This is a genomic window from Rugosimonospora africana (assembly GCF_016862975.1).
Lineage (GTDB): Bacteria > Actinomycetota > Actinomycetes > Mycobacteriales > Micromonosporaceae > Rugosimonospora > Rugosimonospora africana.
In genome coordinates this window covers 15,144-29,565 of sequence record NZ_BONZ01000045.1, presented here as the reverse complement: position 1 = coordinate 29,565, position 14,422 = coordinate 15,144, and the positions used below count along the sequence as shown (strand labels likewise).

The following is a 14,422-nucleotide window of genomic DNA, read 5'->3' as shown; positions in this document are numbered from 1 at the left end:
CCGTCGATCCGAGGCTGTCTGGTGGGCGGGGTCAGGCATCCGACGGTTCGGCGGGACTGGACGCGGTGTGGGCTCGCAGCAGTCCCTCGACGCCGCGCAGGAAGGTGTCGCAGACCAGCGTCGGGTCGAACAGGCAGCCGGCGGCCATGGCACCGTCGCGCAGCATGACGAAGTGCCGGGCGGCGGCCTCGGCCTGCGCCTCCTGAATGCGCGACAGCAGTTCCGTGACGGTGTCCAGGAACCACTGGCGGTGGGCGAGCACCGCCCGGTGCGCCGGGTGATCGGGGTCGGGATATTCGGCAACGGCGTTGAGGAAGGCGCAGCCGCGGAAACCGGGGGACTGGATGCCCTGGGCGATCGACTCGCCGAGGGCCCGAATGGTGTCGGCCGCCGGTAGCCCGCTGTCGGCAGCCCTTGTCACCTGACCGCGCATGGCCTCGTCAACCTGGCTCAGGTAGGCCAGGACGAGGTCTTCCTTGCCGGGGAAGTGCCGATAGAGGGTGGCGCGCGTCACCTGTGCTTCGGCGACGATGCGGTCGATGCCGACCGAATGTATGCCCTCTCCGTAGAAGATCCTCGTTGCCGTGTCGAGCAGCCGGGACCGTGCTTCGGACGGCCGGCCTTGCGATTCTCCACGCCCCATGGCCCCCATCCTAGCGGATAGAACGTTCTGTCTTGACAACTCGAGGGCCGGAGTGTCATCGTCTCACAAGACAGAACGTTCGTTCTCTTTGGCGGCGTGCGTGGCAGTCGTATCCCAACCGGGTGCCGCGCTCTGTCCGCCGGCCCACGGCAAGGAATCTCGAAAGGATCACCGTGACCACCACCTCCGCACCCGCCATCCCGGCAACGGCGTCCACCCTGCGGCGGCTGTATGTCGTCCGCTTCGCGTTCGCCGTCGTCTGGGCCGCCGTGATGTTCACGACGGCGTCGCACCTCGGTCCGCTCGCCGTCACGCTGCTCGTGCTGTATCCGCTGTTCGACGTGATCGCCGCGCTCGTCGACGCTCGCTCGTCGCGTGCCACCGGATCGGTGCTCGGCCTTCACGTGAACGTCGCCGTCAGCCTGCTCACCGTCGTCGGCGTGGCCATCGCCTGCGCGTCCGGCATCCCCGCGGTCCTGCGCGTCTGGGGCGCGTGGGCGATCGTGGCGGGCGTGGTACAGCTGATCGTGGCCGTCAACCGTCGCAGGATGGGTGGCCAGTGGCCGATGATCATCAGTGGTGCCATCTCCGTGCTCGCCGGCGCCTCGTTCATCGTGACGGCCGGGGCGGACCACGCCACGCTGACCAACGTCGCTGGCTACGCCATCCCCGGCGGCATCTTCTTCCTCGTCTCGGCGCTCCGCCTCGGCCGTACCGCTGAGAGGGCCTGACGCGGACACCGTCCGCTGCACCCTTGACATGATCCGGAACTCACATAATTCTGTTAGCTAAGCAACAAACACGGCCCTGGTTGCCGCATCTCATGACCGGAACAGAGCATCATGCGCGCGATGACGCGCTCCCGACCGGCGAAAGGTTGACTGTGCCTCTGCGATCGGTGTCCCTGCAGCTTTACAGCGTCCGGCAAGCCATCGAGCACGACCTCGCGGGTACCCTCGCCCGCGTCGCCGAGATCGGTTACCAGCAGGTCGAATCGTCCTACCGGCTGTACTCGCGAGGCCCGCAGTTCATCGACGCGCTGCGCGCACACAGCCTCGCTTCTCCCACGATGACCTCACCGCTGGTCGACGTCGACCTCCACGCGGTGTTCGCGGCCGCGAACGAGATCGGCGCGCACACCGTCGTGGAGACCTTTGTGCCGGAGCAGTTCTGGACCAGCGTCGATGACGCCGTCCGGGTCGCCGAGCACCTGAACGTGGCCGCGCAGGTCGCCGCCGGCTACGGCCTGCGGGTCGGCTACCACAACCACTGGTGGGAGCTGGAGCGGCTGTTCGACGGTCGTACCGCGCTGGAGACGATGGTCGACCGGCTCCGCCCGGAGGTGGTCCTGGAGGTCGACGCCTACTGGGCCGCCGTCGGCGGACAGGACGTGGCGGCGCTGCTGTCCCGGCTGTCCGACCGGGTGCGCTTCCTGCATCTCAAGGACGGCCCGATCGACCGCGAGAACCTGCGGCAACTGCCGGCCGGGCAGGGCAAGCTGCCGATACCCGAGATTCTCGACGCGGTGCCGGACCTGGAGGTGGGAGTCGTCGAGTTCGACGAGTACGCCGGCGACATCTTCCAGGCCGTCGACGCAAGCCTGAGGTACCTGCGGCCGCTGGTCACGCCGTGACCGGGGCCGGCCCGGTCGGCGTCGGCATCGTCGGCGCCGGGAAGATCAGCGAACAGTACCTGGAGAACCTCACCCGGTTCCCAGACGTGGTGGTGCGCATCGTCGCGGACCTCTACCCGGGCCGGGCCGCCGAGGAGGCTGCCGCATACGCGGTACCCGAGTCGGGCACGCTCGACCGGGCCCTGGAGCATCCCGACGTCGAGATAATCGTCAACCTGACCAATCCGGCGGCACACCTGGATGTGTCGATGGCGGCGCTGGGCGCTGGCAAGCACGTCTGGACCGAGAAGCCGTTCGCGCTCGACCGGGCCGCCGGCCGGCAACTGCTGGAGAAGGCGGAGGCGGCTGGCCTGCGCATCGGCGGAGCACCGGACACCTTCCTCGGCGCGGGGTTGCAGACCGCGCGGCGGCTGATCGAGCGAGGCGACATCGGGCAGCCGCTGACCGGGCTCGCTCTGTTCGAGACGCCCGGACCCGTGGACGACCACCGCAACCTGGAGATCCTGCTGTCGCGTGGCGCCGGCCCGCTGTGGGACATGGGGCCGTACTACCTGACCGCCCTGACCCAGTTCCTCGGCTCGTTCCAGTCGGTGATGGCGCTCGGCCGCACGGCCCGGCCCCGGCGCGTCCTGCGGGTCGGGCCCAGGGCCGGTCAGGAGTTCACCACGCAGGTGCCCACCTACGTCAGCGTCCTCGCCGAGTTCACCGGCGGGCGTACCGCCACGAGCGTACTCAGCTGGGACTCGCCGCACCGGCGGGTCGGTCACCTGGAGATCGTGGGTACGGAGGCGACGCTGTCCCTCCCGGATCCGAACCACTTCGACGGGGACCTGCGCCTGCGGCGTGCCGCGGATGCCGAGTGGACGACGGTACCCGCGAGCGGGCCGGTCGCCGGTCGCGGCCTCGGTACGCTCGACATCGCCCGCGCGGTGCGGGCGGGGGTACCCCACCGTGCCTCGGGCCGCTTGGCGTACCACGTCGTCGACGTCATGGCCGCGGTCACTGAGTCCATCGACGGCGGCGGTCCGGTCCCGGTGGCCAGCACGGCGCCGGTGACCGAGGCGGTCGCGGAGGACTGGGACCCGTACGCGCGGACGCTGTGACCGGGCTCGTGGCGCCGGCCGCGCGGCCGGCGCCACCGGTACGGCGGCACGTCAGCGCCGCGCGTGCAGCTCCTCGATGACGCGCAGCGTCGCCAGCACGTCCCGGGGGTCCACCGGAAGCGGGCCACGCCCGGCCAGCGCCTCGGCCAGCCGCGCGTAGAACTGCCGGTACCCGCCGCGTTCGCTGGGCACCGGTACGGTCTGTCCGTCGCGGCCCAGCAGGCCGTGCGACTGCACCGGCTCGACACCGAACCGGTCGTCGGACGGGGACATCCCGGAGGCGAGCTGTGCCTCCTGCGGATCCAGGCCCCACTTCGTGTAGGCGGACGCCGAACCCAGTACCCGAAAGCGCGCGCCGCGCTGGGCGACGAGACTGCTCATGGCCACGTGCGAGCGGACACCGCCCGCGTGGGTCAGCGCGATGAAGCTGTCGTCGTCGTTGGCCGCCCCCTCCCGGTGCCGGTCGAGTTCGCCGTACACCTGCGTGACCGGGCCGAACAGCTCGATGGCCTGGTCGACGAGGTGGCTGCCCAGGTCGTAGGCCACCCCGCCGCCGTCCGGCCCGCCGGTGGCGCTCTTCCATGCCGGGCGCGGGCGCGGGTTGAGCCACTCGAAGCGGGATTCGAATCGCCACACGTCGCCGAGATGCCCCTCGTCGATGAGGCGCCGTACGGTCAGGAAGTCGCCGTCCCACCGCCGGTTCTGGAACACGGTCAGCGCGACGCCGCGGTGCTCCGCGAGCGTGATGAGGCGCTGCGCGTCGGGGACCCGCACCGCGAGCGGCTTGTCGACCACGGTCGCCAGGCCCGCTTCCAGAGCCTGCCACGCCAACTCGACATGCCGCGGCGTCGGGGCGGCGATGACCGCGAGGTCGTAGTGCGCTTCGGCGAGCGCACGGTCGAGGCTGGGCAGGATCGGCACCCCCGGGTACCGCTCGGTGGCGTGACGCGTCCGATCCGGGTCGCCGGTGACGATGCCGGCCACGGTGTAGGCGGGGTCGGCGTGCAGCAGTGGTGCGTGGAAGACGCTGCCACCCAGCCCGTACCCGACGATCAGGGCGCGGATCGGTGCGTCCGCCATCAGACCAGCTCGCTCAGGCGGTCCGCGGCCAGCCGACCGATCTCGCCGCCCACTGCGGTACGGGTGCGGCTGGCGAAGGCCGCGACGATGCGCTGGCAGTCGAGGACGTCGGCGCGTCCGGCGGCAAGGTCCGAGCGCGGGGGCACGCCGTCGCGGACCATGGCGTGGAACGCCTCGAGCTGGGACTCGAACGCCTCGACGGTGCTGCGGCCGCGCACCTGCCGCTCGGCGTCGCCGTGTGGCGTGGTCGCGATCAGCTCGGTCGGCGCGTGCAGCAGGTACGGCGAGGGAAACACCAGTTCCACAGTGCCGCGGCCGTGCACCACCCGTACCGTCTCCCGGTAGGCGGGGAAGTCGGGCAGGTAGTGCCAGGACAGGCTGTACCGGCCGCCGCCGGCCAGTGCGCCGATCGCGGTGATGGAGGGCGGGTGCTCGCCGAAGGATTTCCGGTCGCGGCCGGCGTCCCTGCGGTCGTGGCGGGAACTCTGCCGCCAGATGTCGGCGAAGTCCACCGACGCGGGCGGATGCTCGAAGCTGCGCATGATGGACAGGTCGTGCGCGAGGCTGCTGACCAGTGCCCCCCGGTACGCGCGCCACAGCGATTCGTCGGCGTCGCCGACCGCGACGCGCCGCAGCGCCCGGTCTTCCTCGTCGCCCGCCGCCAGCGCCTGTGCCGGCAGGGGTGAGGACGGGCCGACCACCCGGGCGAACGCCAGCTGCGAGGCGCCGGTCGGATGCAGCACGGTCGCCTCGATGCTGCGTACGTCGTCCACGTCGGCCAGCAGTCGCGCCGCCTCGATGACCGCGGGGTCGTACTGCTTCATGTAACCGAGCAGGATCGCCGGGTGTCCCAGGTCGGGTTCGGCGGCGATCAGGTCGTCGACCTCGGCCGTGGTGTAGGCCAGCGGTTTCTCGCAGAACACCGGCAGCCGCCGGTCGAACGCGGCCCGCACGGCCACGGTGTGCGAGCCGCGGGCCAGGACCATCAGCGCGTCGATGCCGCCGGCGTCCAGCAGGTCGTCGAGGCTGCCGTGCCGGCGAGACCGCGGTATCCCGTAGCGCGCGCCGATGATGTCGGTGACCTCGGGGGAGAGGTCGCAGATGGAACCGATGGCGAACAGGTCGGGCCGCTTCGCCAGCAGCGGCAGGTGAACCGCCTGGGCCACCGCCCCCAGCCCGAGAACGCCCATGCGGATGGGTGCCGAAGTCACGCCGGATGGCCCTTCAGTTCGTGGACGTCAGCTCTTGGTTCGTGCCCGTAGCGAGCCCGAAGGGTGTCTGCAGCACGGATTTGACGTGGTGGCCGTGCTGCATGGCCGAGAACGCCTTCTCCCACTCGTCGATCGGGTACACGCCGCCGAGCACCCGATCGGGGCGCAGCTTGCCGCCGGCGAACAGGCGCAGCACGTTCTCCCAGGTGCTCCAGGTGTGCGAGTAGCAGCCGTACAGCGTGACCGCCTTCTTGACGAGCGGGTCCAGCGTGAAGTCCAGCGGTTGCGGCCCCCACCCCACCTTCGCGATCGCACCGGCCGGGCGAACCAGTTGCATGCTCTGCCGCAGCGCGGCGCTGACCCCGGTCGCGTCGACGACCAGGTCGGCGCCGAGGCCGTCGTGCAGGGCCGCGACCGTCTCCACCGGGTCCTGCCGGGACACGTCGACCACGTGGTCGGCGCCCAGTTCGCGGGCCCGTTCCAGGCGATGGGTGTCCACATCGGTACCGAGGACGACCGTGGTGGCCGCGCCGCGCAGGATCGCGAGCTGCAGGGCGAGGATCCCGATCGCGCCGGCGCCCTGGATGACGACCAGGTTGCCGGGGCTAACGCTGGCCCGTTCCACCACCGCGTTGTAGGCGACCGCGAACGGCTCGCACAGGGCGGCCGTCTCGAAGTCGACGCCGTCCGGGATCCGGTGCAGCACCCTGGGTTCGGCCACCAGGTACTCCGCCATCGCGCCGTCGCGCGCGAGGCCGTAACCCTGCCGGTGCGGGCAGAGGTTGTACCGCCCGCCACGGCACAGGGCGCACTGGCCGCACACCGATGCCGCGGTCTCGCACACGACCCGGTCTCCCACCGACCAGCCCGTGACACCGTCGCCGACCGTCTCGATGACTCCGGCGGACTCGTGCCCGAGGATGACCGGCAGCCGTGCTTTGGAGCTCGCGCTCTGGGTGTTGTGCCACATGTGGATGTCGGATCCGCAGACCCCGACGGTGTGCACCGCGACGAGGACCGTTCCCGGACCGGGCGCAGGCCGCGGGACGTCGCGGACCTCAACTGCGTGGTCGGTGTTCGCGTACTTGACCAACGCCTTCATGGCGTCCTCCGGCTCGTCGATGTGCGGGGCCAGATTGCTCGATCGGCCCCAACAATAGTTCAGAATCCAGTCAAAGTCTGTACGCTATCTCCCACTCGTCGGTGCTAATGTCACGCGTCATGAGGATCGCGGCGTTTCCCAAAGGCGACCTGGAACAGCTGGTGGTCCGCCGGACGAAGTCCGTCTTCGACTGGATCGACGAGGCGCGCACGCTCGGTGTCGACGGTCTCGAACTGCACACCGGGTTCTTCTGGTCCACCGATCCGGACTACGTCGACCGGGTGGGCGAAGCCTGCGCCGCCGCGGGCTTCCAGACACCGATGATGTGCGCCGCACCGGACTTCACCCATCCCGACCCGCAGGTGCGTGCCCGCGAGATCGACCGGCACGCCGAGTACATGCGCATCACCGCTCGTCTGGGCGGCCCGGGCGCCGCGTGCCGGGTGCTCAGCGGTCAGGCCCACCCTCAGGTACCGGTGGAGCTGGGGGTGCGGTGGGCCGCCGAGGCGATCCAGGCACTGCTGCCGCTGGCCGCCGAGCTGGACATCACCCTGGCCCTGGAAAACCATTACAAGGCAACCGGCTGGGCCTATCCGGAGTTGGCGCAGCGGCCGCAGCCGTTCCACGCCCTGGTCGACAGCATCACCGACCGGGTCCACTTCGGCGTGCAGTACGACCCCTCCAACGCTCTGGTCGCGGGCGTCGACTCCGCTGAGTTCCTGCTCACCGTCGTCGACCGGGTGGTCACCATGCAGGCATCCGACCGGTACCTGGCGCCCGGCACGACGCTCGCGGACCTGCGCCAGGCGGACGGCACGATCGGGTACTCGCCGGCGCTGCGGCACGGCGTCATCGGCCGGGGGCTCAACGACTACGACCGCATCTTCAGCATCCTGGTCGAGGCCGGCTACGACGGTTGGATCAGCATCGAGGACGGCGTCAACGGTCTGGACGAGCTGCGCGCCTCGGTCGAGTTCCTGTGCGCGGCACGGGACACCTGGTTCGGCGGATCGACTGCTGTGCGCGTGCGCACGCACGAATCGGCCAGAGCCACGGCGCAGCGAACCGCACACCGAGAAGGGAATAGCGTCACATGGTGACCAGCACCTCGATCCGCGGGCTGCGGCGCTCCGATCTGACCCACGGCATCGTGCAGGTCTCACTCGACCTGAAGACGCTTCACGACGCGTTGCGCATGGCCGCGATCGCGGTGGAGGCCGGCGCCGACTGGCTGGAGATCGGCACACCACTGGTACTGGCGGAGGGGGTCCGCGCGGTTCGCGCGCTGCGCGAGGAGTACCCGACCCATCCACTGGTGGCCGACCTGAAGATCATGGACGGCGGGTACGGCGAGGCACGGATGTACGCCGAGGCGGGCGCCGACGCCGTCGTCGTGATGGGCCGGGCCCACGACGCGACCGTCCAGCGGGTCTGTGAGGCGGGGGAGGAGTTCGGGATCCTGGTCATGGGCGACGACATGGGCGCCGACGACCGGATCGTCGAGGCGCGGCGCCTGGAGGCGCTCGGCGTCGGCATGGTCATCCACCACATTGGACACGACCACCGCAGTGCGCACCGCGAGCTCAAGCTCTCGCCGCTGACCGACCTGCCCGGCATCGTCGCCGCCACGACCGTTCCGGTGCAGGCGGTCGGCGGGCTGTCCATCGACCAGGCGGTCGGCTGTCCGGCTGTCGGCGCGGGCGTCGTGGTGTTCGGCGCGCCGCTGGCCATCGACGATGAGACATCCTTCACCATCCCCGAGGGTGACCTGCCCCGGATACTCGGCGAGGCGATCGCGCGGGTGCACGCCGCGCCGGTGCGCTCGTGACTGACTGGTCTCGGGTCGCGGCGCCGCGCCAGACGCGCCGAGCCGAACTGGTCAGAGCCGGAAAGCCTCCGCGTGGCCGCGACGCCCGGTCGCCCGGGGCCGAAAGCGACCGCGAAACCGCAACCACCGACGTAGGAGGGCCGATGGCCACGCATCCCGTCACCCTGTTCACCGCACAGTGGGCCGACCTGCCATTCGAAGAGGTAGCCCGGCTGGCCAGCGAATGGGGCTTCGACGGGCTGGAAATCGCCTGCAAGCCCCAGCACCTGGACATCGACCGGGCGCTGGCCGACGACGCCTATCTCGACAGCCGCCGGGAGATCCTGGACCGTTACGGGCTGGGGGTGTGGGCGCTGTCGAACCACGCCCAGGGGCAGGTCATCTGCGACGATCCGCTGGACTTCCGGCACCAGGCGATCGTCGGGCCGCGCACCTGGGGCGACGGCGACACCGACGGCGTGCGGGCCCGGGCCACCGAGCAGGTCAAGCGCACCGCCATCCTGGCCCGCAAGCTGGGCGCCGGCGTGGTCACGGGGTTCACCGGCTCGAAGATCTGGAGGTACGTGGCGATGTACCCGCCGGTGCCCGAGGAGGTGATCGACGACGGGTACGCGGACTTTGCCGCCCGGTGGAACCCGATCCTGGATGTCTTCGACGGGGAGGGCGTCCGGTTCGCGCTGGAGGTACATCCCAGCGAGATCGCCTACGACTACTGGACGACCGTCCGGGCGCTGGAGGCGGTCGAGCGCCGCTCGGCGTTCGGGCTCAACTGGGACCCCAGCCACATGATGTGGCAGGACGTCAATCCGGCGAACTTCATCGTGGACTTCGCCGACCGCATCTACCACGTCGACTGCAAGGACACCCGGCTCCGGGCGAAGGACGGCCGGGTAGGCCGGCTCGGCTCGCACCTGCCGTGGGGCGATCCCCGGCGCGGCTGGGACTTCGTCTCCGCCGGCCATGGCGACGTGCCGTTCGAGGACGCCTTCCGCGCCCTGGAGTCGATCGGGTACACCGGCCCCGTCTCGGTGGAATGGGAGGACGCCGGGATGAGCCGGATGCACGGCGCGCCACAGGCGCTGGCCTTCGTGCGGTCGCTGTTGTGGGAGAGCCCGGAGGCCCGCTTCGACGCGGCCTTCACCCAGTCCTGACCCGTCAGTACCCAAACGACCAGTCCGGCTCGGCGCGTCCGGCGCCACGCCCCGACCCGGACCAGTCGCAGCGACGGTCACCGCGGGCGCCGGCTCACGACACGGCGCCCGCGACCTCGTCGGACTCCTCTGTGGACGGAGACACCACAACCACGTCGACATCCTGCTGTTCGAGAACGCGCCGCTGGTCGGCGGTGATGCCGTCGTCGATGATGATCCGGTCGATCGCGTCCCAGCCACAGATCTTCACCATCGCCGAGGTGAGGAACTTCGAGGAATCGGCCAGAAGCACCACCCGGTCCGCGACCTCGGTCAGCGCCCGCTTGGTGATCGCGTCGAAACCGTTGCCGCAGAAGGCGCCGCGCTCGCCGATGCCGGTCGCGGCCAAGAAGAAGATCTCCACGCGAAGGCCGGAGATGGCCGCGAGGGTGGCCGGCCCGTCGAATGACAGCGACTCCGGATGCAGTTGGCCGCCCAGACACACCACGCCGGTACCGGAATGGCGTACCAGGCTGGACACGACGGAGAACGAGTGGGTGACCACGGTCAGGTTCTGATCCGAGGGCAGCAGCTCGGCCACCTGGTGGCCGGTCGTCCCGGCGTCGACGGCCAGGACACACCCGGCGTCCACCATCTCCACCGCCCGGCGGGCGATGGCGCGCTTCGCCTGAGCCATCTTCATGTCCCGCAGGCGGTAGTCGCTGCCCTCCATCTCCTGGCGGGTCAGCGATCCCACCCCGCCGCGGAACCCGCGGACCCGGCCCTCCTCGACCAGCCGCATGACGTCCCGCCGAATCGTCATCTCGGACACGGAGAAGGCCCTCGACAGCTCCGCGGTGGTGCAGTATCCCTGCTCCGCGATGAACTGCACCAGCCGTTCCCGGCGTTCCGGCGCCGAGGTGTACCGGAAGTTCTCCTCGACCACGCTCAATCCCGTACCCTCTCCGTCGCCTCGTCCGGCCCCGGCGCCCGACCACCGCCCCGGTGCTCCCCCCGTGACCGTAGGGCCTCCGCCACCGTGACAGTAAGCGCGTTCAGGCGCCGCGCCGCCAGCCGGGTCAGCGCGCCGGCCGGGTCGGGGTCGCTGACAGTGTCCCGCCAGATCGCCCTCCCGGCCAGAAAGCCCTGCGCGCCGCCGAGAACGGCATTCCGCAGCGCCGGCGCGAAGTCGGATTGGTCGACGCCGTTGGACAACACCACCCAGGGAACGGGAACGATGTCCGTCATGCGCTCGGCGTGCTCCCGGATCCGGGAGAAGTCTCCCGGCAGGTACCCGGGCACCTGCGCCTTGTAGATGGTGGCTCCGAGCGGAGAAATCTCCCGTGCCGCGTCGAGTACGGCGGCGTGGAAGGCATCCGGACTGGCCCACCCTCCACCACCGGCCGGCTCCGCGATCGCCTCCACCAGGCTGGCCACACCGGCGGCGCGGGCGACGGCCAGAAACGAACCGATCAGCTCGGCCCGCTGAGCCCGCCGCCCGTCCGGGCGCCAGATGACCAGGAACTTGACCGCGGCGGCCCCGACCCGCCGGATGAACTCCGGAGTGACCGCGGGATCCAGGGTGGTGGCGACCACTGGCTGCCCGGCGGGCTGCTCCAACACATCGGCCGCGAGGATCAGGCTGGTGGCGCCGAGGCCCTCGGGCCGCGCGTGGGTTACCGCGTACGGTCGGTCCAGCAACACCGCCGAGGCCAGCGGCGCGAGGATCCGGCCCGCCGTCGACTTGAAGCCGCGAAGCGCGTCGTCGCCCACCTCCTGCTCGTTGACCAGGGGAAACATCCGACGGAGAGACTCCCGCTGGTCCAGCGCGAGCATCGCGAATCCGCCTCCGGCCGCTCTCAGCGGCGCGGTCAGTTCGTCGGTCGCGGAAGCGTCGGCGGTGCGGTGGCTGCGAGACATCATTCTCCGTTCACGCGTGTTCGGCTCGCGGTGCGGGAAGCGCCGCGGACAGGTACCTTCCGGCTTCGGCGAAATCGGCGATGCCACTCCTGCCGTCCAACGCCCGGCAGGACACCGCCGCCACCGCGTTGGCCCACCGGGTCGCCTCCACCAGCGTCTGGCCGCCGAGCAGGGCAGCCAGCAGCGCGCCGTGGAAGACATCGCCCGCGCCCATGGTAGACAGCGGTTCGACGGCGGGCGCCGGCACATGCACGGCGGCGCCGTCGACCAGGACGTAGGAGCCGTTGGCGCCGTCGGTCGCCACGACGTTCTGCGCGCCCGCGGCAGCCGCCGCCCGCAGGCTGCCGGCGAGGTCCGTGGCCGGGAACGCCTCGCGGAGGGTGCGCGTGGTCGGCGCGTAGAGCGTCGCGTGCCCGAGGTCCAACCCGGGAATCGGGTTCCCCCCGTCGATGCTGAGCCGAACCTCGTCCGATCGTCCCGACAGCGCCGCGCGGGCGGCCGGGTACCCGGCCTGGTCCACGTGCAGCCAGCGCGAAGCGGACACCGGTACCGCGTCGGGGTCCAGTGGCGCCGACGGCGACGTGATGATCATGCGGGTACCCTCGGTCTCGGATACCACGACCATGCTCTGCGCCGTCCGCGCACCGCGACGGGTCCGCAACCAGCGGACGTCGACCCCCTCGTCGGCCAGCAGTTGGCGGCTGCGCTGGCCGGCCTCGTCGTCGCCGACCACCCCGCAGAATCCGACCGAGGCGCCCAGCCGAGCCAGCGCCACCGCCGCCGTCGCGGCCGGGCCCCCACCGGCCACCACGAACGGCTCGGCGACCACCCGGTCGTCGCCCGAGGGCAACCGCCGCGCCACGGCAATCGTGTCGAGCGTGACCGTACCGACGCAGATGACGTCCAGCGACATCGGTGCCTACTTCACCGCGCCGGCGGTGAGGCCGGCGACCAGGTACCGTTGCAGCAGCAGGAACCCGGCGACGATAGGCACGCTGACCACCAGGGCCGCGGCCATCACCTGATTCCAGTAGACGTTGTTCTCGGTGGCGTAACTCTGCAGGCCCACCGCCAGCGTCCGGCTGTCGCTGTTGGTCAGCTGCGACGCGAACAGGATCTCTCCCCAGGCGGTCATGAAGGAGTAGACGGCGACCGCGATGACTCCGGGCCGAGCGGTGGGCAGGATGATGCGGAACAGCGCACCCAGCGCACTCGTGCCGTCCACCCGGGCACACTCGTCCAGGTCGCGCGGGATGCCGTCGAAGTAGCTGGCCAGCATCCAGACCGAGAACGGCAGAGTGAACGTCAGGTACGTGACGACCAGGCCGACCCGGGTCTGGTACAGGAAGGTGAAGCCGAGAGCATTGTCGATGTTCACGAAGATGATGAACAACGGCAGCAGGAACAGCACGCCCGGGAACATCTGGGTGGACAGGATGACTCCGGCGAAGGTACCCCGGCCCCGGAACCGGTAGCGGGAAACGGCGTAGGCGGCGAACACCGCGATGACCACGCTGCAGACGGTGGCGGCGGTGGTCACGATGAGGCTGTTGACGAAGTACTGAGCCAGCGGCACGGTCGACCACATGTCGATGAACGGTCGCAGCGTCAGGTTCTTCGGCCACCACTGGAAGTCGCCCTGCACGTCGCGCAGCGGCTTGAGCGCCGAGGTGAGCATGACATACAGCGGCACCACGGCGAACAGGCCCAGCGGCACCAGAACCAGCCAGCGAAATACGCGGAAGGACAACTGTTCACGCATCGCGGTTCACCCTTCTGTTCCACAACGCCCACAGCCCGGCGACGACAATGAGGAACAGCATCAGCAGTACCGACATCGCCGAGCCCAGGCCGAAGTTCCACGTGATGAAGGAACTCGCGTAGATGTGCACGGTCAGCAGGTCCGCGGACTCCGGCGGGGTCGGCCCGAACAGCACGTACGGAGTGTTGAACTCCCGGAAGGTCCAGAGGAACAGCAACAGCACCAGAACCGCGTTGACCGGCCGCATCATGCGCAGCGTGATGTGGCGGACCTGCTGCCAGGTGCTGGCGCCGTCGATCGCGGCCGCCTGGTACACGTCCTCGGGGATCACCTGCATGCCGGCCATCGTCATGAGGAACGCGAACGGCCACTGCTGCCAGACCGAGACCACGACCAGCGACACGAACGCGTTGCCGCCGATCAGCCAGAACGGCCGGCCGTGCGCCAGGTGCAGGTCGTCGACCAGCAGCTGGTTCAGCAGCCCGTTGTCGCGCTGAAGCATGAACTTCCAGGTGATGATGCCGGCGTAGGCGGGCAGCGCGTACGGGATGAGAAACAGTGTCCGCAGTGGACCACGGCCGCGTACCACCCGTTGCAGTACCAGCGACGCCGACGTACCGAAGCCGAAGGAGATGCCCACGACCAGAACCGTGAAGCCCAGCGTGATGCCGAACGACCGGGCGAGCTGCTGTCCGAGCGGGCCGGAGAAGTCCAGCGCGACGCGGTAGTTGCCGATCCCGGTGAACGGAGCCGCCGACCAGTTGGTGACGTAGAACTGGGTGAGCTGGATGAGGCTCATGAAGATGCCCACGAGCATCGGGATGACATGCACGAGCAGTTCGAAGGCGATGGCCGGGGCGATCAGAAGGTAGGGCGTGCTCCGCGCCCAGGTGAACCTCCTGCGGCGCGATGGGGTCGGGTCCGGGCTCGTCGTGCCCGCCACCGACGTCGGCGTGTGTGGCCCTGGGAGCGTCACTGCCATGGCGGTTCTCCTCGCGCCGGCCGGCGTC

At 70.2% G+C, this 14,422-nt stretch carries 15 protein-coding genes; 6 read left to right on the top strand and 9 right to left on the bottom strand.

Annotated elements, in window-relative coordinates:
* Window positions 1-31: 31 nt before the first annotated feature.
* Window positions 32-652, bottom strand: a complete 621-nt coding sequence (locus Raf01_RS23635) for a TetR/AcrR family transcriptional regulator (RefSeq protein ID WP_239133850.1) — start codon at window positions 650-652, stop codon at window positions 32-34.
* Between the two features lie 164 nt (window positions 653-816).
* On the opposite strand from Raf01_RS23635, the gene Raf01_RS23630 reads away from it, so the two are divergent.
* The 3 genes from Raf01_RS23630 (at window position 817) to Raf01_RS23620 (ending at window position 3,379) form a co-directional block, all read left to right on the top strand.
* Window positions 817-1,374, top strand: a complete 558-nt coding sequence (locus tag Raf01_RS23630) for a DUF308 domain-containing protein (protein WP_203920170.1) — start codon at window positions 817-819, stop codon at window positions 1,372-1,374.
* Window positions 1,375-1,526: 152 nt separating this feature from the next.
* A complete protein-coding gene (locus tag Raf01_RS23625; protein ID WP_203920169.1) occupies window positions 1,527-2,276 on the top strand; it encodes a sugar phosphate isomerase/epimerase family protein in 750 nt (249 codons plus the stop codon).
* The gene (locus tag Raf01_RS23620) at window positions 2,273-3,379 is read left to right on the top strand and encodes a Gfo/Idh/MocA family protein (protein ID WP_203920168.1); all 1,107 of its coding nucleotides are present in this window, start codon (window positions 2,273-2,275) and stop codon (window positions 3,377-3,379) included. The genes Raf01_RS23625 and Raf01_RS23620 overlap by 4 nt, the downstream gene beginning before the upstream one ends.
* Window positions 3,380-3,430: 51 nt before the next feature.
* Here the strand turns inward: Raf01_RS23620 and Raf01_RS23615 are convergent, their stop codons facing one another.
* Genes Raf01_RS23615 through Raf01_RS23605 form a run of 3 tightly spaced genes read right to left on the bottom strand, consistent with a single transcriptional unit; the run spans window position 3,431 to window position 6,772 of the window.
* Window positions 3,431-4,459, bottom strand: coding sequence for a Gfo/Idh/MocA family protein (locus tag Raf01_RS23615; RefSeq protein WP_203920167.1), 1,029 nt, complete (start codon window positions 4,457-4,459; stop codon window positions 3,431-3,433).
* Window positions 4,459-5,670, bottom strand: coding sequence for a Gfo/Idh/MocA family protein (locus tag Raf01_RS23610; protein ID WP_203920166.1), 1,212 nt, complete (start codon window positions 5,668-5,670; stop codon window positions 4,459-4,461). Before Raf01_RS23610 ends, Raf01_RS23615 begins: the two co-directional genes overlap by 1 nt.
* Before the next feature lie 13 nt (window positions 5,671-5,683).
* Window positions 5,684-6,772: a zinc-dependent alcohol dehydrogenase gene (locus Raf01_RS23605; RefSeq protein WP_203920165.1), complete on the bottom strand. Its 1,089-nt coding sequence runs from the start codon at window positions 6,770-6,772 to the stop codon at window positions 5,684-5,686.
* A gap of 119 nt (window positions 6,773-6,891) precedes the next feature.
* Between Raf01_RS23605 and Raf01_RS23600 the strand changes: the two genes are divergently transcribed.
* The 3 genes from Raf01_RS23600 to Raf01_RS23590 all read left to right on the top strand — a co-directional run bounded on the left by Raf01_RS23600 (window position 6,892) and on the right by Raf01_RS23590 (window position 9,751).
* Entirely contained in the window at window positions 6,892-7,872 is a 981-nt protein-coding gene (locus tag Raf01_RS23600; RefSeq protein ID WP_203920164.1) for a sugar phosphate isomerase/epimerase family protein, read from the top strand.
* A complete protein-coding gene (locus Raf01_RS23595) occupies window positions 7,869-8,600 on the top strand; it encodes an orotidine 5'-phosphate decarboxylase / HUMPS family protein (protein WP_203920163.1) in 732 nt (243 codons plus the stop codon). The genes Raf01_RS23600 and Raf01_RS23595 overlap by 4 nt, the downstream gene beginning before the upstream one ends.
* A gap of 143 nt (window positions 8,601-8,743) precedes the next feature.
* On the top strand, window positions 8,744-9,751 hold the full coding sequence (locus tag Raf01_RS23590; RefSeq protein ID WP_203920162.1) for a sugar phosphate isomerase/epimerase family protein: 1,008 nt from the start codon (window positions 8,744-8,746) through the stop codon (window positions 9,749-9,751).
* Window positions 9,752-9,845: 94 nt separating this feature from the next.
* On the opposite strand, the gene Raf01_RS23585 is transcribed toward Raf01_RS23590, so the two are convergent.
* From Raf01_RS23585 to Raf01_RS23565, 5 genes are read right to left on the bottom strand one after another with little or no spacing between them, the layout of a single operon-like run.
* Entirely contained in the window at window positions 9,846-10,676 is an 831-nt protein-coding gene (locus Raf01_RS23585; protein WP_239133864.1) for a DeoR/GlpR family DNA-binding transcription regulator, read from the bottom strand.
* Between the two features lie 2 nt (window positions 10,677-10,678).
* Complete coding sequence (locus Raf01_RS23580; RefSeq protein WP_203920160.1) at window positions 10,679-11,650, bottom strand: hypothetical protein; 972 nt, start codon at window positions 11,648-11,650, stop codon at window positions 10,679-10,681.
* A 10-nt stretch (window positions 11,651-11,660) separates the two neighbouring features.
* On the bottom strand, window positions 11,661-12,563 hold the full coding sequence (locus Raf01_RS23575) for a carbohydrate kinase family protein (protein ID WP_203920159.1): 903 nt from the start codon (window positions 12,561-12,563) through the stop codon (window positions 11,661-11,663).
* 6 nt (window positions 12,564-12,569) lie between these two features.
* Window positions 12,570-13,412, bottom strand: a complete 843-nt coding sequence (locus tag Raf01_RS23570; RefSeq protein WP_203920158.1) for a carbohydrate ABC transporter permease — start codon at window positions 13,410-13,412, stop codon at window positions 12,570-12,572.
* Window positions 13,405-14,394, bottom strand: coding sequence for a carbohydrate ABC transporter permease (locus Raf01_RS23565; protein ID WP_203920157.1), 990 nt, complete (start codon window positions 14,392-14,394; stop codon window positions 13,405-13,407). The genes Raf01_RS23570 and Raf01_RS23565 overlap by 8 nt, the downstream gene beginning before the upstream one ends.
* Between the last annotated feature and the right edge of the window lie 28 nt (window positions 14,395-14,422).

Bases quoted from the DNA above. Each gene is read 5' to 3' on its own strand.
- Raf01_RS23580 (WP_203920160.1), bottom strand. From the start codon at position 11,650: ATGTCTCGCAGCCACCGCACCGCCGACGCTTCCGCGACCGACGAACTG.
- Raf01_RS23590 (WP_203920162.1), top strand. From the start codon at position 8,744: ATGGCCACGCATCCCGTCACCCTGTTCACCGCACAGTGGGCCGACCTG.
- Raf01_RS23575 (WP_203920159.1), bottom strand. From the start codon at position 12,563: ATGTCGCTGGACGTCATCTGCGTCGGTACGGTCACGCTCGACACGATT.
- Raf01_RS23615 (WP_203920167.1), bottom strand. From the start codon at position 4,459: ATGGCGGACGCACCGATCCGCGCCCTGATCGTCGGGTACGGGCTGGGT.
- Raf01_RS23565 (WP_203920157.1), bottom strand. From the start codon at position 14,394: ATGGCAGTGACGCTCCCAGGGCCACACACGCCGACGTCGGTGGCGGGC.
- Raf01_RS23600 (WP_203920164.1), top strand. From the start codon at position 6,892: ATGAGGATCGCGGCGTTTCCCAAAGGCGACCTGGAACAGCTGGTGGTC.
- Raf01_RS23635 (WP_239133850.1), bottom strand. From the start codon at position 652: ATGGGGGCCATGGGGCGTGGAGAATCGCAAGGCCGGCCGTCCGAAGCA.
- Raf01_RS23570 (WP_203920158.1), bottom strand. From the start codon at position 13,412: ATGCGTGAACAGTTGTCCTTCCGCGTATTTCGCTGGCTGGTTCTGGTG.
- Raf01_RS23605 (WP_203920165.1), bottom strand. From the start codon at position 6,772: ATGAAGGCGTTGGTCAAGTACGCGAACACCGACCACGCAGTTGAGGTC.